The sequence below is a fragment of the Pseudomonas wadenswilerensis genome, from assembly GCF_900497695.1.
Classification (GTDB): Bacteria; Pseudomonadota; Gammaproteobacteria; order Pseudomonadales; family Pseudomonadaceae; genus Aquipseudomonas; species Aquipseudomonas wadenswilerensis.
The window spans coordinates 179,892-202,684 of record NZ_UIDD01000005.1; the positions used below are offsets into that span (position 1 = coordinate 179,892).

24 protein-coding genes and 2 pseudogenes are annotated in these 22,793 nt (G+C 59.2%); 9 read left to right on the forward strand and 17 right to left on the reverse strand.

What is annotated here, in order from left to right:
* Positions 1 to 24: 24 nt before the first annotated feature.
* From CCOS864_RS08040 to CCOS864_RS28385, 5 genes and pseudogenes are all read right to left on the reverse strand, one after another.
* A complete protein-coding gene (locus tag CCOS864_RS08040; RefSeq protein WP_115085839.1) occupies positions 25 to 804 on the reverse strand; it encodes a class I SAM-dependent methyltransferase in 780 nt (259 codons plus the stop codon).
* Positions 801 to 1,196 carry a GtrA family protein gene (locus CCOS864_RS08045; RefSeq protein ID WP_115085840.1) on the reverse strand — a complete coding sequence of 132 codons (396 nt, stop codon included), beginning with the start codon at positions 1,194 to 1,196 and terminating at the stop codon, positions 801 to 803. The genes CCOS864_RS08040 and CCOS864_RS08045 overlap by 4 nt, the downstream gene beginning before the upstream one ends.
* Before the next feature lie 11 nt (positions 1,197 to 1,207).
* On the reverse strand, positions 1,208 to 2,146 hold the full coding sequence (locus tag CCOS864_RS08050) for a glycosyltransferase family 2 protein (RefSeq protein WP_115085841.1): 939 nt from the start codon (positions 2,144 to 2,146) through the stop codon (positions 1,208 to 1,210).
* A gap of 35 nt (positions 2,147 to 2,181) precedes the next feature.
* Positions 2,182 to 3,345 carry a hypothetical protein gene (locus CCOS864_RS08055; protein WP_208644361.1) on the reverse strand — a complete coding sequence of 388 codons (1,164 nt, stop codon included), beginning with the start codon at positions 3,343 to 3,345 and terminating at the stop codon, positions 2,182 to 2,184.
* Positions 3,346 to 3,688: 343 nt separating this feature from the next.
* A pseudogene (locus CCOS864_RS28385) lies at positions 3,689 to 3,871 on the reverse strand (IS5/IS1182 family transposase); the annotation flags it as partial.
* 204 nt (positions 3,872 to 4,075) lie between these two features.
* On the opposite strand from CCOS864_RS28385, the gene CCOS864_RS08065 reads away from it, so the two are divergent.
* Together CCOS864_RS08065 and CCOS864_RS08070 are read left to right on the forward strand one after the other, a co-directional pair.
* A complete protein-coding gene (locus CCOS864_RS08065; protein ID WP_244211886.1) occupies positions 4,076 to 5,455 on the forward strand; it encodes a Wzz/FepE/Etk N-terminal domain-containing protein in 1,380 nt (459 codons plus the stop codon).
* A gap of 218 nt (positions 5,456 to 5,673) precedes the next feature.
* The gene (locus CCOS864_RS08070; protein ID WP_115085844.1) at positions 5,674 to 5,988 is read left to right on the forward strand and encodes a ComEA family DNA-binding protein; all 315 of its coding nucleotides are present in this window, start codon (positions 5,674 to 5,676) and stop codon (positions 5,986 to 5,988) included.
* A gap of 89 nt (positions 5,989 to 6,077) precedes the next feature.
* On the opposite strand, the gene CCOS864_RS08075 is transcribed toward CCOS864_RS08070, so the two are convergent.
* Positions 6,078 to 6,245: a DUF2897 family protein gene (locus CCOS864_RS08075; protein ID WP_010224101.1), complete on the reverse strand. Its 168-nt coding sequence runs from the start codon at positions 6,243 to 6,245 to the stop codon at positions 6,078 to 6,080.
* A 179-nt stretch (positions 6,246 to 6,424) separates the two neighbouring features.
* Between CCOS864_RS08075 and pyrF the strand changes: the two genes are divergently transcribed.
* Positions 6,425 to 7,126, forward strand: coding sequence for an orotidine-5'-phosphate decarboxylase (gene pyrF / locus CCOS864_RS08080; protein WP_115085845.1), 702 nt, complete (start codon positions 6,425 to 6,427; stop codon positions 7,124 to 7,126).
* On the opposite strand, the gene CCOS864_RS08085 is transcribed toward pyrF, so the two are convergent.
* Complete coding sequence (locus CCOS864_RS08085) at positions 7,116 to 8,120, reverse strand: NADP-dependent oxidoreductase (RefSeq protein ID WP_115085846.1); 1,005 nt, start codon at positions 8,118 to 8,120, stop codon at positions 7,116 to 7,118. The genes pyrF and CCOS864_RS08085 overlap by 11 nt on opposite strands.
* Positions 8,121 to 8,350: 230 nt before the next feature.
* Between CCOS864_RS08085 and CCOS864_RS08090 the strand changes: the two genes are divergently transcribed.
* Positions 8,351 to 9,112, forward strand: coding sequence for an SDR family oxidoreductase (locus CCOS864_RS08090; RefSeq protein ID WP_115085847.1), 762 nt, complete (start codon positions 8,351 to 8,353; stop codon positions 9,110 to 9,112).
* Here CCOS864_RS08090 and CCOS864_RS08095 read toward each other — a convergent pair.
* On the reverse strand, positions 9,105 to 10,274 hold the full coding sequence (locus CCOS864_RS08095; RefSeq protein WP_115085848.1) for an MFS transporter: 1,170 nt from the start codon (positions 10,272 to 10,274) through the stop codon (positions 9,105 to 9,107). The genes CCOS864_RS08090 and CCOS864_RS08095 overlap by 8 nt on opposite strands.
* Positions 10,275 to 10,386: 112 nt before the next feature.
* On the opposite strand from CCOS864_RS08095, the gene CCOS864_RS08100 reads away from it, so the two are divergent.
* The 3 genes and pseudogenes from CCOS864_RS08100 (at position 10,387) to CCOS864_RS28685 (ending at position 13,840) form a co-directional block, all read left to right on the forward strand.
* Entirely contained in the window at positions 10,387 to 11,784 is a 1,398-nt protein-coding gene (locus tag CCOS864_RS08100) for an aminotransferase-like domain-containing protein (RefSeq protein WP_115085973.1), read from the forward strand.
* Between the two features lie 970 nt (positions 11,785 to 12,754).
* Positions 12,755 to 12,979, forward strand: a pseudogene (locus CCOS864_RS28680) (HAMP domain-containing protein); the annotation flags it as partial.
* A complete protein-coding gene (locus CCOS864_RS28685) occupies positions 12,977 to 13,840 on the forward strand; it encodes a methyl-accepting chemotaxis protein (RefSeq protein ID WP_415842506.1) in 864 nt (287 codons plus the stop codon). The pseudogene CCOS864_RS28680 and the gene CCOS864_RS28685, both read left to right, overlap by 3 nt.
* Before the next feature lie 39 nt (positions 13,841 to 13,879).
* On the opposite strand, the gene CCOS864_RS08110 is transcribed toward CCOS864_RS28685, so the two are convergent.
* Positions 13,880 to 15,073, reverse strand: a complete 1,194-nt coding sequence (locus CCOS864_RS08110) for a benzoate/H(+) symporter BenE family transporter (RefSeq protein ID WP_115085850.1) — start codon at positions 15,071 to 15,073, stop codon at positions 13,880 to 13,882.
* A gap of 146 nt (positions 15,074 to 15,219) precedes the next feature.
* Here CCOS864_RS08110 and CCOS864_RS08115 point away from each other — a divergent pair, with 146 nt between their 5' ends.
* Positions 15,220 to 15,822: a glutathione S-transferase family protein gene (locus tag CCOS864_RS08115; RefSeq protein WP_115085851.1), complete on the forward strand. Its 603-nt coding sequence runs from the start codon at positions 15,220 to 15,222 to the stop codon at positions 15,820 to 15,822.
* Positions 15,823 to 15,826: 4 nt separating this feature from the next.
* Here CCOS864_RS08115 and CCOS864_RS08120 read toward each other — a convergent pair whose 3' ends face one another.
* The 6 genes from CCOS864_RS08120 to CCOS864_RS08150 all read right to left on the reverse strand — a co-directional run bounded on the left by CCOS864_RS08120 (position 15,827) and on the right by CCOS864_RS08150 (position 19,656).
* Entirely contained in the window at positions 15,827 to 16,195 is a 369-nt protein-coding gene (locus tag CCOS864_RS08120) for a glutathione S-transferase N-terminal domain-containing protein (protein ID WP_115085852.1), read from the reverse strand.
* Positions 16,196 to 16,254: 59 nt separating this feature from the next.
* On the reverse strand, positions 16,255 to 16,800 hold the full coding sequence (folE, locus tag CCOS864_RS08125) for a GTP cyclohydrolase I FolE (RefSeq protein WP_208644362.1): 546 nt from the start codon (positions 16,798 to 16,800) through the stop codon (positions 16,255 to 16,257).
* 333 nt (positions 16,801 to 17,133) lie between these two features.
* Positions 17,134 to 18,033, reverse strand: coding sequence for a formyltransferase family protein (locus tag CCOS864_RS08135; RefSeq protein ID WP_115085855.1), 900 nt, complete (start codon positions 18,031 to 18,033; stop codon positions 17,134 to 17,136).
* 25 nt (positions 18,034 to 18,058) lie between these two features.
* A complete protein-coding gene (locus CCOS864_RS08140; RefSeq protein ID WP_115085856.1) occupies positions 18,059 to 18,616 on the reverse strand; it encodes a Smr/MutS family protein in 558 nt (185 codons plus the stop codon).
* A gap of 52 nt (positions 18,617 to 18,668) precedes the next feature.
* Positions 18,669 to 18,989, reverse strand: a complete 321-nt coding sequence (locus CCOS864_RS08145; protein WP_115085857.1) for a hypothetical protein — start codon at positions 18,987 to 18,989, stop codon at positions 18,669 to 18,671.
* 76 nt (positions 18,990 to 19,065) lie between these two features.
* On the reverse strand, positions 19,066 to 19,656 hold the full coding sequence (locus CCOS864_RS08150) for a cysteine hydrolase family protein (RefSeq protein WP_010224084.1): 591 nt from the start codon (positions 19,654 to 19,656) through the stop codon (positions 19,066 to 19,068).
* 189 nt (positions 19,657 to 19,845) lie between these two features.
* Between CCOS864_RS08150 and prmB the strand changes: the two genes are divergently transcribed.
* The gene (gene prmB / locus CCOS864_RS08155; RefSeq protein WP_115085858.1) at positions 19,846 to 20,754 is read left to right on the forward strand and encodes a 50S ribosomal protein L3 N(5)-glutamine methyltransferase; all 909 of its coding nucleotides are present in this window, start codon (positions 19,846 to 19,848) and stop codon (positions 20,752 to 20,754) included.
* An 84-nt stretch (positions 20,755 to 20,838) separates the two neighbouring features.
* On the opposite strand, the gene CCOS864_RS08160 is transcribed toward prmB, so the two are convergent.
* Together CCOS864_RS08160 and CCOS864_RS08165 are read right to left on the reverse strand one after the other, a co-directional pair.
* Positions 20,839 to 21,636 carry a hypothetical protein gene (locus CCOS864_RS08160; RefSeq protein ID WP_115085859.1) on the reverse strand — a complete coding sequence of 266 codons (798 nt, stop codon included), beginning with the start codon at positions 21,634 to 21,636 and terminating at the stop codon, positions 20,839 to 20,841.
* A 106-nt stretch (positions 21,637 to 21,742) separates the two neighbouring features.
* On the reverse strand, positions 21,743 to 22,705 hold the full coding sequence (locus tag CCOS864_RS08165) for an alpha/beta hydrolase (RefSeq protein ID WP_115085860.1): 963 nt from the start codon (positions 22,703 to 22,705) through the stop codon (positions 21,743 to 21,745).
* Between the last annotated feature and the right edge of the window lie 88 nt (positions 22,706 to 22,793).

Sequence of the window (22,793 nt, forward strand, 5' to 3'; positions counted from 1 at the left end):
TCCCCATCGTGCAGCAGGAGGGGTTCATGTATCGCATTCCTCCTTACTGTCAGATAGCTTTCGAGCCACAACTAATCGTGATCCACCTAGCGACAGGTTGATGCCCCGGCGAATCATCGCCAGTTCAAAGTTCAGCACCCACTCAAAACACCTGTTTAGGGCAGGGTTGATGCGCAATTCCGCCATCTCATCCGGCTTCACGCCAGCCGCATCTTTTTGCATCAAGCGCGATAGGTACATGGCGGGCAGTAAAGTACTGACAAAGGACGTGCTGCGAACAATTTCAAATCCGGCTCGGATGACTTTGTCGTGAAGTTCGGTGGCTTCATATCGCCGAGCATGGCAGGCATGCACATCCACCGCGCTCCACAGCCAGCGGTGCTGAGGGACAGTGATGAACAACATGCCATTGGGGGCAAGGGCCTTGGAGACCTGCTGAAGGACCACTTCGTCTTCTTCAATGTGTTCGAGCACATCAAAGGCCCCTATGACGTCTGGAGCTGAGTCGAAACTTATCTGTCTGGCATCCATTTGTTTGAAGTCGATGTCGGGAAGCCGTTGGCGCGCGTAAAACAAGCCTTCGTTGAAATACTCGCTGCCCGACAGGTCTGCATCAGGAAACTCGCGGGCAACAGCAGAGATTACGAATCCGGTGCCGCAGCCAATCTCATGAAATGAGGTGAGGTGTGGGGTGTATTTTTTCAGCGCCCACACGATAATTCTATTTCTGGCGCGGAACCAAAAATTATTGGCTTCCAAGGCGGCCAGTTCCTGATAGAAATCTACCCTAAAACCCGTTTTCATTTCGAACCGCCACTAAATACAAAATACTTGCATGCCAAGAAACCATAGAGTGCAACCACTGCAATGGCGACTGCCTGTACTGCTTGGTGAGGATAACCGAGTAGGTCAGAGAAAATGAGCAAGAGTAGAAAATTCAGCAGGTAACCGATCACATGCATTTGCACATATCGAAGCACCGCGCCGCGGTTTATGCCCGACATGAATGTCCAATTATGGTTAGCAAAGAACCCAAACGCAGCGCCGATCAGGTACATGAATGTCATCGAGAGTTTCTTACCGCTTCCGGCATTGATCATGAGCAAATAACCAAGGTAGATCAAGCCGTTGCTAGTCACGCCGACAATGCCGTAGCGAATGAATTGGGTAAGGGATGGAAGGCTGGGAGCTCTCACCTTGAAACGCCTCAGAATGTTTTTCGCCCGACGATGTACAACGGTCGCTTTTTGGTTTCGTCAAAAGTTTTACCTATGTAGATGCCAACAACGCCCTGAATGGAAATAATCACACCGCCAATAAAGAATAGCGAGACCATCAGGCTGGTCCAGCCAGGAACGACCGCACCATGCAGCAACGTGGTAGCGAGTAGGTAGGCTCCATAGATAAATGACAGGAAAGCCATGGAGAACCCAAGCTTTACCGCCAGTCGCAGGGGTTTGTCCGAGTAGGCAATGATAGTTTCCATCGCCAGACCCCAGAGCTTTGAAAAGGTATAGGTGCTCTGGCCGTGTAAGCGCTCGGAATGTTCAACCGGTATGCCTGCGGTGGTGAACCCCATCCAATGAACCAGGGCACCAAAAAAACGTAGCTGCTCACGCATTTGGCACAGATTGTCGACTACTTTTCGGGAAACAATTCGAAAATTACCACTGTCGCCATCATAGTCAAAATCAGCCAGATAACTGAACATTTTGTAGAATAGCCAGGAGGTAAGTCGTTTGAGTGGAGCGTCGCGGCGCTTACCGCGCAACGCGAGGACAATGTCGAACCCTTCCTGGGCTTTGGCATACAAGCGTGGGATTTCCTCAGGACGATCCTGCAGGTCGCAGTCCATGACAATGACCCACTGCCCTCGGCAGCAATCCAGACCTGCAGTAATGCCATAGTGCTGGCCAAAGTTTCGACTTAACTGAATACCTCGGATACGTGAGTCGGCTGCTGCGAGCCGTTCTATAATCTCCCAGGAGCGATCGCCACCACAGTCTTCGACCAAAAGGATCTCAAAATTTGGAGATATCGTTTCCAGTGAAGCCTTTAACCGGTTGTATAATTCATCAAGCGATTTTTCGGCTTTGTAAACCGGTATCACAACTGAAACATGAGGTTCTGCAGTCTGTAGTGGCATCTTGTTCTATGACTTCTATTCTTAATAAAATTGGTTTACCAGTACTGCATGTAACCAAAAAGTAGTTCCTGCCGATAATAGAAAATTCCGCAGGTGGTGTGTGCAAAGAAAACGGCTATGCAGAGTCCAAATTTTATCTTGTCGAGTAACGTGGTGGTCAGGGATTTCATGTTGCCAAGCAAAAAGGTCAAGCTGAATAGGAAAGCTAGATACAGGCCGATCTGTCCGCTCCACCAGAAGTTTCCGGCATACATTCTATAGCCACTCTCGGCGAAGAAGTACGTAAGGATCATGCCCATCAATAGACAGAGAAAAGCTAAAATCAAGGCCTTGTTTTTTGCGCTCGCTTTCGGATAAAAGAGAAGTACAAGAAGCGGGAAGGCAATGGACAGAAATAACTTGCCGATCAAGAAGCCGGAGTAGTGTGAGAACGTTTCGAAAGGGAGGAAAAGAACATGACTTTCCTCATGGCCAGTGCCGACGGAGAGGCCTTGAAAAAAATACGTGTGGAAGAACTGAAGGCTCAGTACCAGTAAGGTCGGAAGAAAGAAGGCACCGTATATATATGGGCGTTGCATCGTGGAGGCCAGCTGCTGAGTAATCAGCAGAAAAAGAACAAATGCAGGCAGGATGATCAGCAGGAAATTCGGTTTGGAAATACCACAGATGAACACCGCAAATGCAAAGGCCATGGCATGAAGTCGCTGGCCTTCTGCCGGACGGTCCGCTGCTTTCAAGGCATAGCAGAATACAATTAACGACAAGGGTTTGAGCAACAACATGGTGGGACTGTGGTAAACCGTGATCCCGATGTAACCGAAGTACAAGTGGTTATCGGCAACGAAAAACGCTTGCAGTGGGGTCACCAGAAGCAGGCAAACTGAAAACAGGATGGCGGTGGGCATTGATACGCTGGTAGCGAGGATTCGGTAGTTCAAGATGGCCAGCAGGGAAATGGCCAGAAGGATCACCAGCGTTGAAGCCGCGACATAGTCGATGGTCAGTAGATTTTTCGCAAAAATGACCAGAATGTGATAGAGCGGGTGTGGCAAAATAAGCTTACCATACTCTTCAATTTCGCTTGCCCATTTCAAGTGAGCAACGTAGTCGCCACCAATGGTGGATAGCTTGTTGATCAACGGTTCAAATATAACGACGCTGATGACCAGCAGCGTGAGGTACGCCGCTAGTTCGGTCAAGCGACTGGATGTTGTGCTCGTACGGATCCAGCTTTTAGTTATCATCGGCTCCCCCTGCCTTTGATGATCGGTTCTATTGTTTGTGACACGGCCACAATCTTCGGGGTAGTGTACCGTGCAGCGAATTCAATTATCTATTTTTAATCGCGGCCTGCTTTGCTTTATGCACCGTGCAGACCATGGTTTCAGTCGTTTTTCCATTTGAATGCTTGTGCTGAGTGCTCGTGGTGGGCCTCCCTGAATTGACGGATGCCCGTTTCCAGCTCCGCGACTCCGGTTCACCGTTCCAGTTGAACGAACCAGCTTCCTCGGCGTTAAGCCAGGAAAGCTGGTAGGCGTGGTTTACATGTAGCATCGGCAGCGGCATCAGCGGACACGCCGGATGATCACCTTCGCCTTTTGCATCAGGTGACTCGTTCACAGCGATCAACACCTTCGGTGGCACGACCTGATCCCTTTCAATCAGGAGCAACTCTTTACCTGTCTGCTTGCGTTTATCGGCGTATTCGGCGTCGGCAAAGGTCATCTGCTACATCAGGCGTTGAGCGTTTGAGGTCATGCATTTTGCCAAATCTGGAGGTCTGCTCCAGCGGTTGCGTCGCGGTCTTTTTGGTGGGAAATTTCCTACAAACACTGCTCGTGCAGTGGTTTGACTTCGCCAAAGATGTCACAATGCTGGCCTTCATCATCTGATGGTAGGGAAGTTTCTCCAGGATCGGGTCAATGGGGTATGGAACGCTCCCTATTAAGGATTTTGGTGACGCTTTGCCTTTCGTTGGAGCCATTGATACTCGACCAGGCAGGCATGTGCGTGACCAGCATTTCCCGTGTACTTCCCGTAGTCCCAAGTAGCGACATCGATTTGTTAACCGTGCTTCAAAGCCTTTGGAAGCAGAAGTTTTTGATTGCTGCTTTTTCTCTGGCGGTAGGGGCTTTGGCGGGAATCTATGCCTTGCTCACCACTCCAGAGTACAAAGTCAGCACCACGCTGCGGCCTGCCGCACTCAATGATCTAGATGCCCTTAACCGCTCCGGCGTTTATTCGCTGCCGCGCGAAAAGGCGTTGATCAGCGTAGGCGCTGCGCTGGATTCCTACGATGTACGTCTAGGCTACTTCCGCGCCAACCCGGGGCTATTTGCCCCTATGCGTGAGGATGGGCAGACGGACGAACAAGCCTTCGAAGAATTCAACCGCAATTCCATCAAACTGGTGCTGCCTAACGCCAAGAAGGAGCTTGATCTGATAAGCGCCTATATCGGCCTGGAGTTGCGCTATCCAAAGAATGTCGATGGTGTGGAAATTCTCAATGGCTTCGTTAAATACGCCATTGAAACTGAGCGGCAGCAAATGGCTGCGGACTTGTCGGTCATCATCAAGAACCGTTTGAACGAGCTTGACGGCAAGTTGGATGCTGCCCGTGCTGCCTATGAAGCGGAGAAGGCGTCAAGAGTCGCCACGCTGCTGGAGAAGGACAATCTCGATCGCGCACAATTGCAAGATGAGCTTCGGGCGTTGCGTGTTCAACTAAAGTCGCGGCGTGCCGAGCGAATTGCCCAGTTGAACGAAGCCATCACGATCGCTCGGTCCTTGGGGTTGAAGAAGCCTACTACCCCCTCATCCATGGCCAGCGAAGGCGAATCGGGTGGCAACGTAATCCGCACGGAGGTCAACAATCAGCAAATCCCGCTGTACTTCATGGGTACCGATGCTCTGGAAGCCGAGCGCAATGCCCTTCGCCAGCGCACCTCCGATGACTTTACCGAGCCACAGGTGGCACAGATTAATAAAGCGCTCATGCTGCTGAAGAATAATCGTCTTATTGAATCATTGAAGCAGCGCGAAAATGAAGACGTGTTCTTGCAGAATATCGAGCCTTTGCGTGCTGAAATGGCGCGGTTGAACAAACTTGATTTTGATGTGACGCGTTTGAACCTGGTGACTATCGACAAATATGCGTTGCAACCTCTTAAGCCGATTTGGCCGAAAACATCCCTGATGATTATCACTGGTCTGATGCTGGGTGCTATGTTAGGGATCTTGGTGGCGATCATTCTGCATGCAGTTGCTCAGCGTGGCAGAGACCTTGAACGTTTTACCAAGAACGCTTGATCGGCAACCCTCTGTTACTTTCAGTACTCCGAAAAAAGTCGCCAATGGGCGACTTTTTTCATGGTGTCATCGTATACGCCCTCGCGCGTACTGTGTTCGGACTTTTTTAGTAAAATAATCCGCGTTGAATACATTTGCGCCGACACTCCTGCCGGTCTAGGTTTCGGTAGCAGCCAAGGAAATGCTGCTCTGCAAATCATAACCAAGGAGTTTCAGTCATGCGCAACACGGTCCTGTCGTATCTCTTTCTGCCCCTGTTCAGCGCGGTCTCGCTTTCGGCAATGGCGGCTCAACCGCACGTCGAGCCGGCGGCCGCCATGGTGACTCTGAACGCAGCCAAGCTCAACTTGAACCAAGCCGACGCTACAACCCTGCAATCAACCCTGGTCGGCATCGGCAAGACCAAGGCCGAAGCCATCGTCGCCTACCGTGATGAGCACGGTGCCTTCACCTCGGTGGATGAGCTGCTCGAGATCAAAGGCATCGGCAAGGCCTTGCTGGATCGCAATCGGGACAAGCTCAGGGTCAATTGATCATCGTCAGGGAAGGGGCCGGTCATTGACCGGCTTTTTCATTGCTGCGTGATGCCGCTGGTGGTCACCGTCATGCATAGCGCGACGGCTCAGCGATCCTGCGCATCCTTGGCATCCATCTCGGCATTGCGTTCATGTACACGTTTTAGCTGTTCCTCGGTCAGGGGCAGCTTTTTCGCAGTATCGCGCAGCAGCATCAGGCCACCGACGATGGAGCCGATTGCAAGCACTAGAATCAACCAGGCATACCAGGGCATGAAATTCTCCTTTTAAACAGCAAATGACGCTGCTTCTTTAATTTGGAGCAAACACATCATTCATTGGTTCAATTATAGGGGCAAGGATGAGGCACGGCCATTTCGCGATCATCGGCCCCCCACGGGCCGCCGCTTCGTTTACAATGCGCGCCGTTCAAGACTTGCCAAGAGACCCGCCCATGTCCGCCTGCCAGACGCCCATCATCGTCGCCCTGGATTTCCCTACCCGTGACGCCGCCCTGAAGCTGGCCGATCAGCTCGATCCTGCACTGTGCCGGGTCAAGGTCGGCAAGGAGCTGTTCACCAGCAGCGCATCGGGCATTGTCGAAACCCTGGTCGAGAAGGGCTTCGAAGTGTTCCTCGACCTGAAATTCCACGATATCCCCAACACCACCGCCATGGCCGTCAAGGCCGCCGCGGAGATGGGCGTGTGGATGGTCAACGTGCATTGCTCCGGTGGCCTGCGCATGATGGCGGCCTGCCGTGAGGTGCTGGCCCAGCGCAGCGGCCCGCAGCCGTTGCTGATCGGCGTGACCGTGCTGACCAGCATGGAGCGTGAAGACCTGGCCGGCATCGGCCTGGATATCGAGCCGCAAGAGCAGGTGCTGCGCCTGGCGGCACTGGCCGAGAAGGCCGGCATGGACGGGCTGGTGTGCTCGGCGCTGGAAGCGCCGGCACTGAAGGCCGCGCACCCGTCGCTGCAACTGGTCACCCCGGGGATCCGCCCGGCCGGCAGCGCCCAGGACGACCAGCGTCGCATCCTGACCCCGCGCCAGGCCCTGGATGCCGGCTCCGACTACTTGGTGATCGGTCGTCCGATCAGCCAGGCTGCCGATCCCGCCCAGGCGCTGGCGGCGGTGGTCGCCGAGATCAGGGCTTAAGCACCAGCTTGCCGAAATTTTCCCCGCTGAACAGCTTCAACAGTGTCTCGGGGAAGGTTTCCAGCCCTTCGACCACATCCTCCTTGCTCTTCACCTTGCCGGTTGCCAGCCAGCCGGCGATCTCTTGCGCCGCCTTGCCATAGTTGGCGGCATGGTCCATCACTACAAAGCCTTCCATGCGCGCACGGTTGACCAGCAGTGACAGGTAGTTGGCCGGGCCTTTGACCGCCTGCTTGTTGTTGTACTGGCTGATGGCGCCGCAAATGACTACCCGCGCCTTGAAGTTAAGGCGACTGAGCACGGTGTCGAGAATGTCGCCGCCGACGTTGTCGAAGTAGACATCGACCCCTTTCGGGCACTCGCGCTTGAGGCCTTGCAGGACATCTTCGGCCTTGTAGTCGATGACCCCGTCAAAGCCCAGGTCATCCTTGAGGTACTGGCACTTCTCGGCGCCGCCGGCGATACCCACCACGCGACAACCCTTGAGCTTGGCGATCTGCCCGGCAATGCTGCCGACGGCGCCCGCGGCACCGGAGATCACCACGGTTTCTCCTTCTTTGGGTGCACCAACCTCGAGCAGGGCGAAGTAGGCGGTCATGCCGGTCATGCCGAGGGCGGACAGGTAACGCGGCAGCGGCGCCAGTTTCGGATCGATCTTGTAGAAGCCCTGGGGCTCGCCGACGAAATAGTCCTGGATGCCCAGTGCGCCGTTGACGTGATCGCCGACGGCATAGCCCGGGTGTTTCGAGGCAACCACCTCGCCGACGCCCAGGGCGCGCATCACCTGGCCGAGGCCCACCGGCGGGATGTACGACTTGCCTTCGTTCATCCAGCCGCGCATGGCCGGGTCCAGGGACAGATAGAGGTTTTTCACCAGAATCTGACCTTCAACCGGTTCTGCCACCGGCACCTGTTCATAGCTGAAGTCGTCGCGGGTGACGGCGCCGGTCGGGCGTTTGGCGAGGAGGAAGCGGCGGTTGGTCTGGGCAGTCATGGCAAGGCTCTCGTTTGAAGGGCAATGCTTGTTGATAGACCCTGATTGGCCAGTCGGCAAGGTTTACCCGCTTGGCGAATGCACGGTAATCCACTGCGCTGATTGATCCTGGCCAACACAATCACCCACGCCGATAGTGCTTCAACCGGCGCCCTGATGATGCTGCCCAACGCCGCGGATCGCTGCCTAGACTCCTGATCACTGACCTCACTTTGTTGCAGGAGCTAGCGATGAGCATGAGTTTTTCCGGCCAGGTTGCCCTGGTCACCGGTGGTGCTGCGGGGATTGGCCGGGCGACGGCACTGGCATTTGCCGCCGAGGGTTTGAAAGTGGTGGTGGCCGACCTTGATGCCGCCGGTGGCGAAGGCACGGTCGAGCTGATCCGCAATAACGGCGGCGAGGCCTTGTTCGTCAGCTGCAACGTCACCCGCGAGGCGGATGTGCGGCAGCTGATGGGGCGCACGGTCGAGGCCTACGGGCGTCTGGATTACGCCTTCAACAACGCCGGTATCGAGATCGAGCAGGGCCGCCTGGCCGAAGGCAGCGAGGCTGAGTTCGACGCGATCATGGGCGTCAACGTCAAGGGTGTGTGGTTGTGCATGAAGTACCAGTTGCCATTGATGCTGGCCCAGGGTGGCGGCGCCATCGTCAATACGGCATCGGTGGCTGGTCTTGGGGCCGCGCCGAAGATGAGTATCTACAGCGCTTCCAAGCATGCGGTGATCGGCCTGAGCAAATCGGCGGCCATCGAGTACGCCAAGAAGAAGATCCGTGTTAACGCCGTGTGCCCGGCGGTGATCGACACCGACATGTTCCGCCGCGCCTATGAGGCTGACCCGCGCAAGGCTGAATTCGCCGCAGCCATGCACCCGGTCGGGCGTATTGGCAAGGTCGAGGAAATTGCCAGTGCCGTGCTTTACCTGTGCAGCGATGGCGCTGCGTTCACCACCGGCCAGGCCCTGGCAGTCGATGGCGGCGCCACGGCTATTTGACGGTTGCCAGCGTCGGCACGGCAAGCGCCTTGTGGCTGCGTGCCAGGGCCAGGCCAACCAGCAGGCAACCGGCCAGCAGCACCAGGCCGAATAGCAGCAGGGCGGTGCCCGGGCCGAGGCGGTCGACCAACAGCCCGGTGAGGATCACCGGCAGGCTGAAGCCCATGTAGGCCAAGAGGAAGAAGCCGGCGCTGGCGCGGGTTTTTTCCTCACCGGCCAAGGTGTTCACCGCCGACAATCCACCCAGGTAAACAAAGCCATAGCAGGCGCTGCTGGCGGCGATGGTGCCCAGCAGCACGGCAGCCAGCGCGCCGCTGTCCGCGCCCCAGGCCAGCAGCGCATAGCTGCAGGGCAATATCACCAGGCCAATGGCCGTGGCGCGCACCGGTGCCAGGCGCTTGGCCAGTGGCTGGAACAGTAATCCGCAGCTGATCACGCAAAAAGTCGAAAACCCCGACCAACTGGCCAGGCCATGCTGTTTGAGGATCGACGGCAGCAAGGCGATCACCAGGCCGACACAGGCCCAGGCCAGCAGGATCGCCAGGCCATAGGGCAGGCTGCCGGTTGGGTAGTAGGGCAGGCGCAACAGGGCGGCGGGATTGTCCAGGCGCCGGTCGGGCAGCTGCCATACCGCCAGCATCGCCAGGCAGGCCAGCGCTAAATGCAGGTAAAAACTGCCCGGTGTCAGGCTTGGACCACTGAGCAGGAACAGGCTGGTCAGCGCCGCACCCAGGCCGAAACCCAGCGAGGTGCTGGCGGTGACCCAGGTGGCGGCGTGACGGTTGTCGCCGCTGTGCATCAGTTCGCTCATGTAGGCGGTGCCGGTGGCCGACGCCAGTGCGGTGCCGATGCCGAGCAGCAGGCGCGCCAGGCCCAGGGTTTCAAGGCCAGGGGCCAACAGCATCAACAGGGTGGCGAACATCGACAAGGCCAGGGCGACGAGGATCAGCGGGCGACGCCCGACCCGATCGGCCAGGCCGCCAAGCAACAGCAACACCGGAATCACCCCCAGTACATACCCGGAGAACGCCATTGCCGTGGCCCCGGCGCCATAACCGGAAAGCTCGGCGTAAGCGGTGTACAGCGGTGCCTGCAGGTTGACCGCAAAGGTGATCAGGCACAGGGCAAAAGCCAGTAGGGCAGGGTGGCGCTGGGTGGGCATGGTCGGCTCCTTGTCGATGGGCCGACTATCCGGTGATCAGCAGGGCCTCACAAGGCACACTGGCAAGGGTTTTGTGATTAACTGTTCGGACAAAATCTGCGAACACTTTGCCATGCACCTCAGCCTTGATCGTCACTCCGCCATCCCACTGGTACAGCAATTGACTGGGCAACTGCAGGCCTGGATCGAAGGCCAGCGCTTGCGTCCCGGTAGCCGCTTGCCGTCGATACGTCAGTTGGCCCGGGAGCAGGGCGTCAGCCAGTCCTGCGTGATCGAAGCCTACGACCGGCTGGTGGCAGCAGGCTGGCTGGAGGCGCGCCATGGCGCCGGATTTTTTGTCGCTGAACAGCGCCTCAAGACACCTCTGGTCGATCAGCCGATCCGCGACGAAGCGTTCGACAGCCGCTGGCAGCAATTCACGGACGATCCGGGCGAGCTGCTCAAGCTGTGCTGTGGCTGGGTGCCCTCCAGCTGGCGCGCCACCGAGGCGATTGCCCAGGCAGTGCGTCAGGTCAGCCGTGGCGCGGTCGATGAGCTGATCGACTATTGCCCGCCACTGGGCCTGGCCAGCCTGCGTACCCAATTGCACAAGGGCCTGGGGCAGATCGGCATCCACGCCGCGCCCGAGCAGATCCTCACCACTCAGGGCGCCAGCCACGCCCTCGACCTGCTGGTGCGCACCCTGCTCAAGCCAGGTGACAAGGTGCTGGTGGAAAGCCCGGGTTACTACAACCTGTACAGCCTGTTGCGCCAGCATCAAGTCGACATGCTCGAAGTGCCGCGTACCCCGCACGGTCCCGATCTGCAGGTGCTGGAGGACCTGCTCAAGCAGCACCGCCCGCGCTGCCTGTACATCAACAGCCTGTACCAGAACCCCACCGGCAGCAGCCTGTCGCCCAAGGTCGCCTATCGCTTGCTGGAACTGGCCCGTGAACATGACCTGCTGATCATCGAGGACGACATCTACGCGGACTTTCAGGACGGTACAGTCACGCGTCTGGCAACCCTGGATGCCGAGCAGCGGGTGATCTACCTGGCCAGTTTCTCCAAGACCCTGAGCAGTTCGCTACGGGTCGGCTACCTGGTGGCCGGGCCTGAGCTGGTCGCCCGCCTGGCAGAACTGAAAATGGTCAGCGGGCTGGGGACTTCGCGCTTTACCGAGCAGGTGGTGGCGCAGATGCTTGGCAACGGCAGCTACCGAAAAAGCACGGCACGCCTGCGCCTGCGCCTGGCCCAGCACATGGCCAAGGCCCTGGGGCAACTGGAGGCCAACGGCTGGGAAGTGTTCACCGAGCCCTATGGCGGCATGTTCGTCTGGGCCCGTTGCCCGGGGCGCAGTTTTGCCGAGCTCAACCACGAGGCGCAGGCCTGTTCGGTGCTGTTGGCGCCGGGCAGTGCCTTCGATCCCCTGGGCGCTGCCTGCGACTGGTTGCGGATCAATGTCGCCTATGCCCAGGACCAACGGGCACAGACGTTCTTCCAGCGCGCCGGGCGACCTCGGCTGTCCTGAAAACGACGCAACTGTAGCTTTTTGCCATTATTCCGACGCCGGGATCTTGTGCCACCAGCCACGCCATTGCCACTCTTCACGCTTGATGCATTTGCGGGCAGCAGGGGGAAGTGCGATGAGTTCGGCCAAGCGTGTTTTTTTCGCCAACCTGGGCATGGCCCGCAAGCTCGGGCTGGGGTTTGCCCTGGTCTTGCTGCTGACTGCCGTGGTGGCGGCAGCGGGAGTTGCCGCCCTGCATAGCGTCGGGCAACGCTTCGACGGTTTGAAGCAGATGGCGGCGCTCAATACCGCGCTGCTCGACACTCGCTTGCAGGAACAGGCATTCGCCCTGCGCTCCGATCCCAAGGCGGTAGAAGCAGTGCACCAGCGCCTCGAAGCCCTGCAAGAGCAAGCACGGGCGCTGCCGCAACTGAGCGGCGTCGAGCAGGCGCTGAACGATTACCGCCAGGCCTTCGACCAGTTCGTCGAGCTGACCCAGGCCAAGGAGCTGGCGCTGGACATGGCCAGTTGGTCAGTCTCCAGTGTTGCCAACAACCTCGATGTGCTGCAGTCGGGGCTGGCCGATGACGGCACCTATACCCTCAAGGACACCCAGGGCCAGCAGGGCGCCGAGTTCGTAGAGCAGGCCGGGCAAGTCGCTCAGGTTGCCCGCTTGATGTTGCAGGCCATGGATGAGGCGCGGGTGCGCCTGGAGCAGAACCGCAAGGGCGCCGAAGATGCGCGCCAGGGGCGCATCGAACAGACTGAACAAGCCGCTGCCCTGGTCGAGCAGTTGAAGGCTGCGGTAACCGACGCCGGCTATCAAACCGTGCTTGGCGAAGTCAGCACGCATATCGCCAGTTTCAGCGAGAAGCTTGCCGAGTACACCGATCTGCTTGGCCGTGAGCAGCAGCTCAAGCAGCAATTGCAGGCGCGGGCCGAGCAGGTCACCCGTCAGGTCGATCAAGCCTATCTCGCTGAAGACCAGGCCATGCAAGGCGAGTTGCAGCGCAACGCCGTGCTGATCCTCGCTGCCTCGCTGCTGGCATTGCTGGCGGGCGTGCTGGCGGCCTGGTTGATCACCCGCGCGGTGGTCGGGCCGTTGCGGCAGGTAATGGGCCGGGCCCAGCAGATTGCCGCCGGCGACCTGCGCGGCGAAATCAGTATCGATCGGCGTGACGAGGTCGGCCAGCTGATGCTGGCCATGCAGCAGATGGGCACAGGCTTGAGCGCGATCGTCAGTGGCCTGCAAAACGGTATCGAACAACTGGCCAGCAACGCCCAGTCGCTGTCGGCGGTCACCGAGCAGACCAATCGCGAGGTCAACAGTCAGAAGGACGAGACCGAGCAGGTGGCCACCGCCATGCAGCAGATGACCGCCACCGTGCATGATGTTGCACGCAACGCCGAAGAAGCCGCCTTGGCGGCGCAAACGGCGGATGACAAGGTCGAGAGCGGCCAGCAGGTGGTGCGCCAGAGCATGCAGCGAATCGAGCAGTTGGCCAGTTCCGCCGAGTCGGCCAGCCAGAGCATCGACAACCTCAGCAGCGAAGTGCAGAACATCGGTCAGGTGCTGGAGGTGATCAAGAGCGTCGCCGAGCAGACCAACCTGCTGGCGCTCAACGCCGCCATCGAAGCTGCACGGGCCGGCGAGCAGGGCCGGGGCTTTGCCGTGGTTGCCGACGAGGTGCGGGCACTGGCGCGGCGCACCCAGCAATCGACCGAGGAGATCGAGCGCCTGGTCAGCAGCTTGCGCAGCGGTGCCCAGGCTTCGGTAGCGCAGATCCAGGGCAGTGCCGAGCTGGTCAAGTTGGCCGTCAGCGATGCCCTGCACACTGAAAGCGCACTGGGCAGCATTGCCGCAGCGGTGTCGTTGATCCAGCAGATGAACCAGCAGATTGCTGCGGCAGCGCAGCAGCAGAGCTCGGTGGCCGAGGAAATCAACCGCAGCGTCACCCAGATCCGCAGCAGCGCCGATCAGTCGGCATTGGCCATGCAAGGCAACGCCAGCTCAAGTATCGAGCTGGCGCAGCTGGGCAACGACTTGAAGGGCATGGTCGGGCATTTTCGCCTGTAGGAGCGGCGCTGGGGTGCCCCGACTTGCCCCGCGATTTGCCTACGCCGATTTACGCCAGTTGAGGATCATCAAGGTCAGCACCCCGGCGACAATCCCCCAGAACGCCGAACCGATCGAGAACAGGGTAAAGCCAGACGCTGTGACCATGAAGGTAATCAGCGCTGCTTCCCGCTCTTTGGCTTCGTTCATCGCCACGGTCAGGCCGTTCATGATCGAGCCGAACAGCGCCAGGGCAGCGATCGACAGCACCAGCTCCTTGGGCAGGGCTGCGAACAGCGCCGCGAGGGTGGCGCCGAAAACGCCAGCGATACCGTAGAAGATCCCGCACCAGACCGCCGCGGTGTAACGCTTGCTCGGGTCTTCATGGGCGTGCGGCCCGGTGCAGATCGCCGCGCTGATGGCCGCCAGGTTGATGCCGTGGGAGCCGAACGGCGCCAGCACCAGCGAAGCCAGGCCGGTTACCGAGATCAGTGGCGAGGCGGGTACCTGGTAGCCATCCGCACGCAGTACGGCGACACCGGGCATGTTCTGCGAAGTCATGGCAACCACGAACAGCGGAATGCCGATGCTGATAGTGGCGGCCAGGGAGAAGCTTGGCGTGGTCCACACCGGGGTGGCCACTTCCAGGCTGAAACCGCTGAAATCAAGCAGGCCCATGGCGCCGGAAAGGGCGGTACCCACGACCAAAGCGGCCAGCACCGAGTACCGCGGCGACACGCGCTTGATCAGCAGGTAGCTGAAGAACATCCCCAGCACCAACGCGGTCCGATGCTGGGCGGCAATGAAGATTTCGCTGCCGATCTTGAACAGGATCCCGGCCAGCAGCGCCGAGGCCAATGATGCCGGAATGCGTTTGACCAGGCGCTCGAAGCTGCCGGTCATTCCGCAGATCACCACCAGCACCGCACAGGTGATGTAAGCGCCGATGGCTTCGCCGTAGCTGACCCCGCCCAGGCTGGTGATCAGCAACGCCGCCCCGGGGGTCGACCAGGCAACGGTGATCGGCGTGCGATAGCGCAGCGACAGGCCGATGCTGCATATCGCCATGCCGATCGACAGCGCCCAGATCCAGGAGGAGATTTGCGCGGTGGTCAAGCCGGCTGCCTGGCCGGCCTGAAACATCAGCACCAGCGAGCTGGTGTAGCCGGTGAGCATGGCGATGAAGCCGGCCACGACCGCGGAAGGGGATGAGTCGGCCAAAGGGCGCAATTGCGCAGACGTGGCGTCGGACATGGGGCTTTCCTTGTTCTGGGTGTAAGCAGTTTTTTCAGACTAACGCGCAGACTGTTGATCTTTGCCATACAGCAGGCATTGCAATTAGCCGTACAGTCGCCAACTATGGGCGCGGGTTCGATTCAGCATTACGAAGAGGGGGAGCGATGTACAAGGTTTACGGCGACTACCAGTCGGGCAACTGCTACAAGATCAAACTCATGCTGCACCTGCTTGACCTGCCTTACGAATGGCACTCGGTGGATATCCTCAAGGGCGAGACGGAAACCCCGGCGTTCCTGGCCATGAACCCCAACGGCAAGGTGCCGGTACTGGAGCTCGAGGATGGCACCTATCTGTGGGAATCCAATGCGATTCTCAACTTCCTCGCCGATGGCAGCGAATTCCTGCCTACCGAACCGCGCTTGCGCACCCAGGTGCTGCAATGGCAGTTCTTCGAGCAGTACAGTCATGAGCCGTACATTGCCGTAGCACGCTTCATCCAGTTCTACCTGGGGCTGCCGCAAGACCGGCTGGAGGAGTACAAGACGTTGCACAAGGGCGGCTACAAGGCCCTGCGGGTGATGGAGAAACAGCTGCAGCTAACGCCGTACCTGGTGGGCGATACCTACTCGATCGCCGATGTGGCGCTGTACGCCTACACCCATGTCGCCCATCAGGGTGGGTTCGACCTCAATGAATACCCGGGCGTTCAGGCATGGCTGGAGCGTGTGGCCAGCCATCCCCGTCACGTGACCATGCTCGGTTGAGCGATCAGGCGGCAAAACGCTTGTTGAGGTAGTCGATGATCACCTTGGATTCATACATCCAGGTGGTCTTGCCGTCTTCCTCGATGCGCAGGCATGGCACCTTGATCTTGCCACCTTCGGCGAGCAGGGTCTGGCGATCCTGTTCGTTGTTCTTGGCATCACGCAGCGCCACCGGCACGTTCAGGCGGTGCAGGGTGCGGCGGGTTTTCACGCAGAACGGGCAGGCGTGAAACTGATACAGGCTCAGGCCGCTGGCTTGCTGTTCGACCTGGGCCTGGGCGGCCGGGTCGCGCTTGAGCTTGGCTGGGCGGCTGATCCAGTCACCGAACACAATCAACTGGCCAAGGCCCACACGCAGTGCTTTGACGATCATGGCAACTCCTCAGAATAAAAAAAGCCGACCACGACAGGTCGGCTTGCAGTCTGGCCCGATTACTTGATCAGGCTGAGAAACTCGCTGCGGGTCGCGGCGTTTTCGCGGAATTCGCCGAGCATCACCGAAGTGATCATGGTCGAGTTCTGTTTTTCCACACCGCGCATCATCATGCACATGTGCTTGGCCTCGATGACCACCGCCACGCCCAGGGCGCCGGTGACCTGCTGGATCGCTTCGGCGATCTGGCGGCTGAGGTTTTCCTGGATCTGCAGGCGACGGGCGTACATGTCGACGATCCGCGCCACCTTGGACAATCCCAGGACCTTGCCGTCAGGGATGTAGGCAACATGGGCCTTGCCGATGAACGGCAGCATGTGGTGCTCGCACAGCGAGTACAGCTCGATGTCCTTGACCAGGACCATTTCGCTGTTATCGGAGCTGAACAGGGCGCCGTTGGTCACTTCTTCCAGGGTTTGCTCATAACCGCGGCAAAGGTACTGCATGGCCTTCGCAGCCCGCTTGGGCGTGTCGAGCAGGCCCTCGCGGGAGACATCCTCGCCAAGCTGGCCAAGGATCGCGGTGTAGTTCTGTTCCAGTGTCACAGGGGCTGATTCCATAAGGGTTTCAGAGGGGTACTGTTTCAGACTGTACCGATTTTGTACCAATCAGTTTGCTAGCTTCCCGAACGCGCTCCAATCCGCGCTGGAGTGATCCATGGAGCGTAGATCGACAAAAGCATCTGCACGCGATGACCCAACTGACTGGCTATAAATGCAGGGCTCATACTCGCCATGAGGCACATAGTAGCGTATGTGAGCGTGCACTTGCATTGCTCTCGGAGGCGAATGTTCTGTTGCCAGGCACCGTTGTGAGTTTGATGGCATCTCGCCCAGGCTTTGAGTGGACACCTGAACGCTGAGTGAGGTGTATATGACCTAGCTGAAGCGCACCCTGAATTTGGCGAGCGGCAACAGGCTTTGGCAATCGGCATCATTGATGCACGAAGTGATTTTCAATAGCCCACTTGCGCAGACAACTACAGGTAGGCCGTCATCCACGAAAATCACTTTACCAGGCGTTCTGTTCTCGATCCGAACGTCCTCAACTTCCGTGGCCTGCAGAATTCTGGCTGCTACACCGTCGACCCGGCAGAAGGCGCCTTTGTAAGGGTGCCCCAGCGCATCGATTGTGCGCCGGATAGTCTCTGCAGACTGATTCCAGTCGATATGATAATCCGCATCGTCCCGCCATAAACTATAAGACGCCAACGCTTCGTCTTGAGCCGTGGCATTCAAGGGTGCGCCGCTTGCCAGCTGGGTCAATACTGCAGTGCCTGTATTCAGATAGCACGTGTTCACCAGGGTAATAGCCTGGCTAATGGTGATGGGATAATCGATTTCAACAGCTGATTGATGAATGATGTCCCCCCGATCATATTCACTGGCACCGAACAGGGCGGAGACACCGACGGATTTCTCGCCATTGATCAAGGCATTCACAAGTGGGGCGAAACCGCGGTAACGCGGCAAAAGCGAGTCGTGAAAAACGATGAGTTTTTCGGCTGGATGATGAATCAGCCACCGCCATGAAATGGTCATGGCATATTCAGACGTGATCTTTTCGAAGTCTTTCCTGAAGCTGTGCTTAACCCCTGCCGTGGCGCAGATTCTTGCAATGTTCGCAGAGAAATCATCGATAACGGAGGGATCCTGACCGATTACGACTTCTGCAATAATGTCCTTGAAGCGCATCACGGCGAGTTCGGTAAAGGCCAAGCCTTTTTCGGTCATGACAAAAAGCGTTAACAATTTAAATTTGCTCTTGTTGGCGTTCATGGGGAGGACAAAAAATCAGGCGGCGTTACTCGTCACGGCCTTCGAGCATGGTTCGCTTGAGCATGACATACACCGCGCCCGTACCGCCATGGCGGGCCTGGCACGAAGTAAAGCCGAGTACTTGCGGGTGCTGGCGCAGCCAGGTGTTGACGTGGCTCTTGATCATCGGCCGCTTGCCATCCAGGCGTACCGCCTTGCCGTGGGTGACGCGCACGCAGCGCACTTCGAAGCGGGTGGCCTCGGCGAGGAAGGCCCAGAGGGTTTCCCGGGCTTTTTCGACGGTCATGCCATGCAGGTCGAGGCTGCCTTCAAAGCCGATCTGGCCGAGCTTGAGCTTGCGCATCTGGCTTTCCTGGACGCCGTCACGGCTCCAATGCAGGTCGTCTTCGGGGCCGACATCAATGACAAACTGGTCCGACAGGCCGTCGACCACGGTCTGGTCGCTGCGCACTGTCGCGGCCTGGCGCAGGCTCGCCAGTTTTTTGCGGTCGGCCTTGGGTTTGCCGACCTCGGCGCGATCATGCGTGATCGGCTTGACGCCGCACATCTCGCTTTTGAACAGGGAAAATTCGTCGTCTTGCATGTAAGCCTCCGCCTGGGCGGCGTAGTTTACGCGACTCCCCTAAGGCGTGCAGTCAATCGTGTTTTTTCATCAGGTGCGGTGACAGGTTGAGCTCGCGGCTGCGGCGCAGACGCAAGCGGCTGCGGCGCCAGAACCAGATGCCCAGGTACAGCAGTAACAGGCCAAGGCCGAGCAAGATGCTGGCGCCAGCCGGGTTGGCATTGAGCTCGCCCAGGGCCGCGGGGCGGCCCAGCAGGCTGGCGGCGCCGGCCATGGCCAGCAGCACGCCGGCAGTTGCCAGTAACGCCGAAAACGCCGCAGCCAGGCGCATGCCCCAGTTACGGGGCGTGCGGGGGCGCAAGCGCTTGGCATCAAAACCATCGGATATTTTCATTCCGATTTCCTCTATGGATATCCGGCGTTGGACCGAAAAGCCGTGAGGTGGTTCCGCCCGGCTGCCGGGCGGTCGCTCAGATCAGGCTGGTAGTCGGCGCCACACAGGCAAAGTTGTCGGCCATGATCGCCATTTCGCTCTGCTGGATCTGCGCCGCAGGGATGACGCCATCCTTGAACGGAAGGTCGCGGGTGGCGCAGGCATCTTCGATCAGGGTGCAACGGTAGCCGTAATCCTTGGCCCGGCGCACGGTGGTGCTGACGCTGGAGTGACTCATGAAGCCGCAGACGATCAGGTCCAGGTGGCCGTATTTCTGCAGGGTCTCATGCAGGGTGGTGTTCTTGAAGGCGTTGGGCATGCGCTTTTCGATGATCACTTCGTCACCCTGTGGCTCCAGGCCCGGGATGAATTCACCGCGTGGGCCCTGCGGGTCGAACATGCCGCCGACGGTACCCAGGTGACGCACGTGGATGATCGGGCGCCCGGCCTTGCGGGCCGCCTCGAGCATTTTAGCGATGTTGGCCACGGCCGCGTCCATGCCCGAGAGCGCCAGAGGACCGCTGAGGTACTCCTTTTGCGCATCGATAATCACCAGGCTGGCGTTGTTCAGCTTGGCCGGCGGATAACCGCGACCGCTGAGGTGGAACATCGTCGTTGGAACAGACATCAAGGGCTCCTTTGGATAGGGCTTTTACCCTATTGTCCCCTGCCTGAGCACTTATGTGAATCGCTTCGCGTACAACCAGCGTCGTTAGTGGCCTGCAGCCACCTTGGCGATATCCTTACAAGGTGTTTTTGCCGATCATTTCTTTGGCCGGGCTGTTAGAATCGCAGGTCGTCTTTCAAGGAGTCTGTTGTGATCACTTCTCGCTTGCGCACCCTGCGCGATCATATCCGTTGGGCCGTCAGCCGTTTCCACGAGCATGGCCTGTTTTTCGGTCATGGCGCCGACAACGCCTGGGATGAAGCGCGGCTGCTGGTGCTGGGCTCGGTGCACCTGCCCTGGGAAGTCGCCGACGCCTACCTCGACTGCCAGCTGGAAGACGATGAGCTGGTCAACCTGCAGCGTATGCTCAAGCGCCGTATCGAAGACCGCGTGCCCACGGCTTACTTGCTGGGTGAAGCCTGGTTCTGCGGCTTGTCGTTCATTGTCGATGAGCGCGTGCTGATCCCGCGCTCGCCGATTGGCGAGCTGATCGAAAAGCGCTTCGAGCCATGGCTGGCCGGTGAGCCGGCACGCATCCTCGACCTGTGCACCGGCTCCGGTTGCATCGGTATCGTCAGTGCCGAAGTATTCCCCGAGGCTGAGGTGGTGCTCGCCGACCTGTCCTTCGAGGCGCTGGAAGTCGCCAACCAGAACATCGAACGTCACGGCCTGGAGGAACGCGTCTATACCGTGCAGGGCGATGGTTTCGCCGGTCTGCCGGGTCAGCGTTTCGACCTGATCCTGTCCAACCCGCCGTATGTCGATGCCGAAGACTTTGCCGACATGCCCGAGGAATACCACCACGAGCCGGAGCTGGGCCTGGCGTGCGGCAATGACGGCCTGGACCTGGTGCGGCGGATGCTGGCCGAAGCAGCGGATCACCTGACCGAGAAGGGCTTGTTGATTGTCGAGGTGGGCAACAGCCAGGTGCATGTCGAGGCGCTTTATCCGCAAGTGGATTTCGCCTGGCTGGAGTTCGAGCGGGGCGGGCACGGGGTGTTCATGCTCACGGCTGAGCAGTGCCGTCAGCACCAGGGGTTGTTTGCCTCGAAGGTGTAAGGCTTCAGGTTTGCAGTGAATCTATCGCTGGCAAGCCAGCTCCCACAATTGCCCTTGTGGGAGCTGGCTTGCCAGCGATGCTTTTTAGCGGTGAGTCGCAATCCAGATCAACAACCCCGCCTGAAACACCGCAAAGGCCACCAGGCAGGTGATGGTAAAACGCAGCCCACTGTCTTCACGGCGGTACTTGCTGACCCGCTCATCACGCTCGCGCAGTTGCGCCTCTTTTTCCTGCAAGCTCTGCTCGGCCTGTTGCAGCATCTGCGCGGCATCGAGAATCTCGACCCGCTGCAGCTTGTCACTGTTCCAGCCGCCCTTGAGTTCACCGACCTGCACATCGACAAAGCGCCCCTTCAGGTGCTGGGCATCGGCGTACTCGACCTCCAGGCCATGGCTGCGCAGCACATGGTCACGGCGCAGGCGGGTGTCTTCGTTGAGGGCGTCCTTGCTTGGCAGGGCAGCACCTTCGACTCGGTAATGCGGCCACTTGCGCTGCGCCCATTGCACTGCCTGGTTCAGCAGGAAGCGCCCCAGGCCACGGTTCAGCGGCTCGATCTGCAGGCCTGAATCGGGGGTGAAAGTTACGCGTTTTTCTTCATGGTCGACCCACACATCCAGGTGGTTCTGTTCCTTGCGCACCTTTTGCGCCGGCAGCTGGATAGCCATGCGCAGCAGGCTGGTCTGCTTGTTGTGGCGTTCGGCATAGCCGTACTGGACAAAGCGCAGCGGCCGCGCACCGCTGTTGCGGTCGGTCGGCAACGGCGCCAGGCGCAGCATCTGGAAGTGTTCGGGGGCAACATCGGCCCAGGGCAGTGGGGCGGCCTCCGGTGCTGCCTGCTCGGCAGTCGTCTCGGCGGTGTCCTGGGGGGCGGCTTCGGTCATCACGGCAATCCTCATGTGCGCAGCGGGCTGGTCGCATTGACGATGCCAGCACCGCTATATCGGCAGGATTGTCCTGGGCTGGAGGCGTAATTTCTGCGATTTGGCCTCAGCTGGCAGGCAACCGCTGAATGAAGTCGATAACGCGCTGGCCCAGTTCGGCCGCTTGCGGCAGTTGCGGATCAAGATAGCTGTCACGTTGCTGGCTGATTTCCTCGGGGGCAATGCGCAGCATGTGGTTCATGCCCTTGATCACTGCAAGCTCGGCATCCGGCTTGGCGGCCTTGAGGATTTCGGCGTTGTCGACATTGACCTGGAAGTCATGGGTGCCCTGGATGATCAGTGCCGGTACCTTGACCTTGGCAAAGGCATCCGCCGGGTCCTGGCGGAACAGCGAAATCAGGTAGGGCTGCACGCTCGGGCGCAGTACGTCCTGCAGGGGCAGGGGCACCCGGGAGGAGGTCTTGCCGTTTTTAAGGCGATCGAGGATGTCCCCGGCACTGGCCATGTAGCGCCCGGGTACCCGCTCAAAGATCTGTGCACGCAACGCCTTGTCGATCGGCCAGCCGCTGCCGGCGATGCTGATTACGGCACTGGCGCCGCTTTGCTCGGCGGCCAGGCTGGCGATCAGCGCACCTTCGCTGTGGCCAAGCAGGATCAGGCGGCCGAAGCGCGGGTCGGCCTTGATCTTCTGGCTCCAGGCCACCGCGTCGGCGACGTAGCGCTCCACCGTCAGGTCGCGTTCATCCGGGGTGGCCGCCAGGCTCGCAGCGACGCCGCGCTTGTCGTAGCGCACGCTGGCGATATTGTTTTTCGCCAGGGTCAGGGCCAGTTGCTTGAGGTTGTCGGTGTTGCCGCCGTAAGGATTGTTGCCGTCGCGGTCGGTGGGCCCCGAGCCGGCAATGATCAGCACCACCGGTGGCGGCTGCTCGGTGCGCGGCAACAGCAGGCTGCCATGTAACACGCCGCTGCCGGTGTCGAGGCTGACCGGGCGCTGGAATACGGTGGGGGCAGCAGCCTGGACCAGGCCGCTGAACAGCAGGGCGATTACTGCAACAATACGCAACATCATCAGGCCACTATCGAGAGAGTGCGGTTTGGACCGGGCCGGGCGCAGAAGGTTCGCCGTCAGGGATGAACTGAATGGTTAGCCTGCGTAT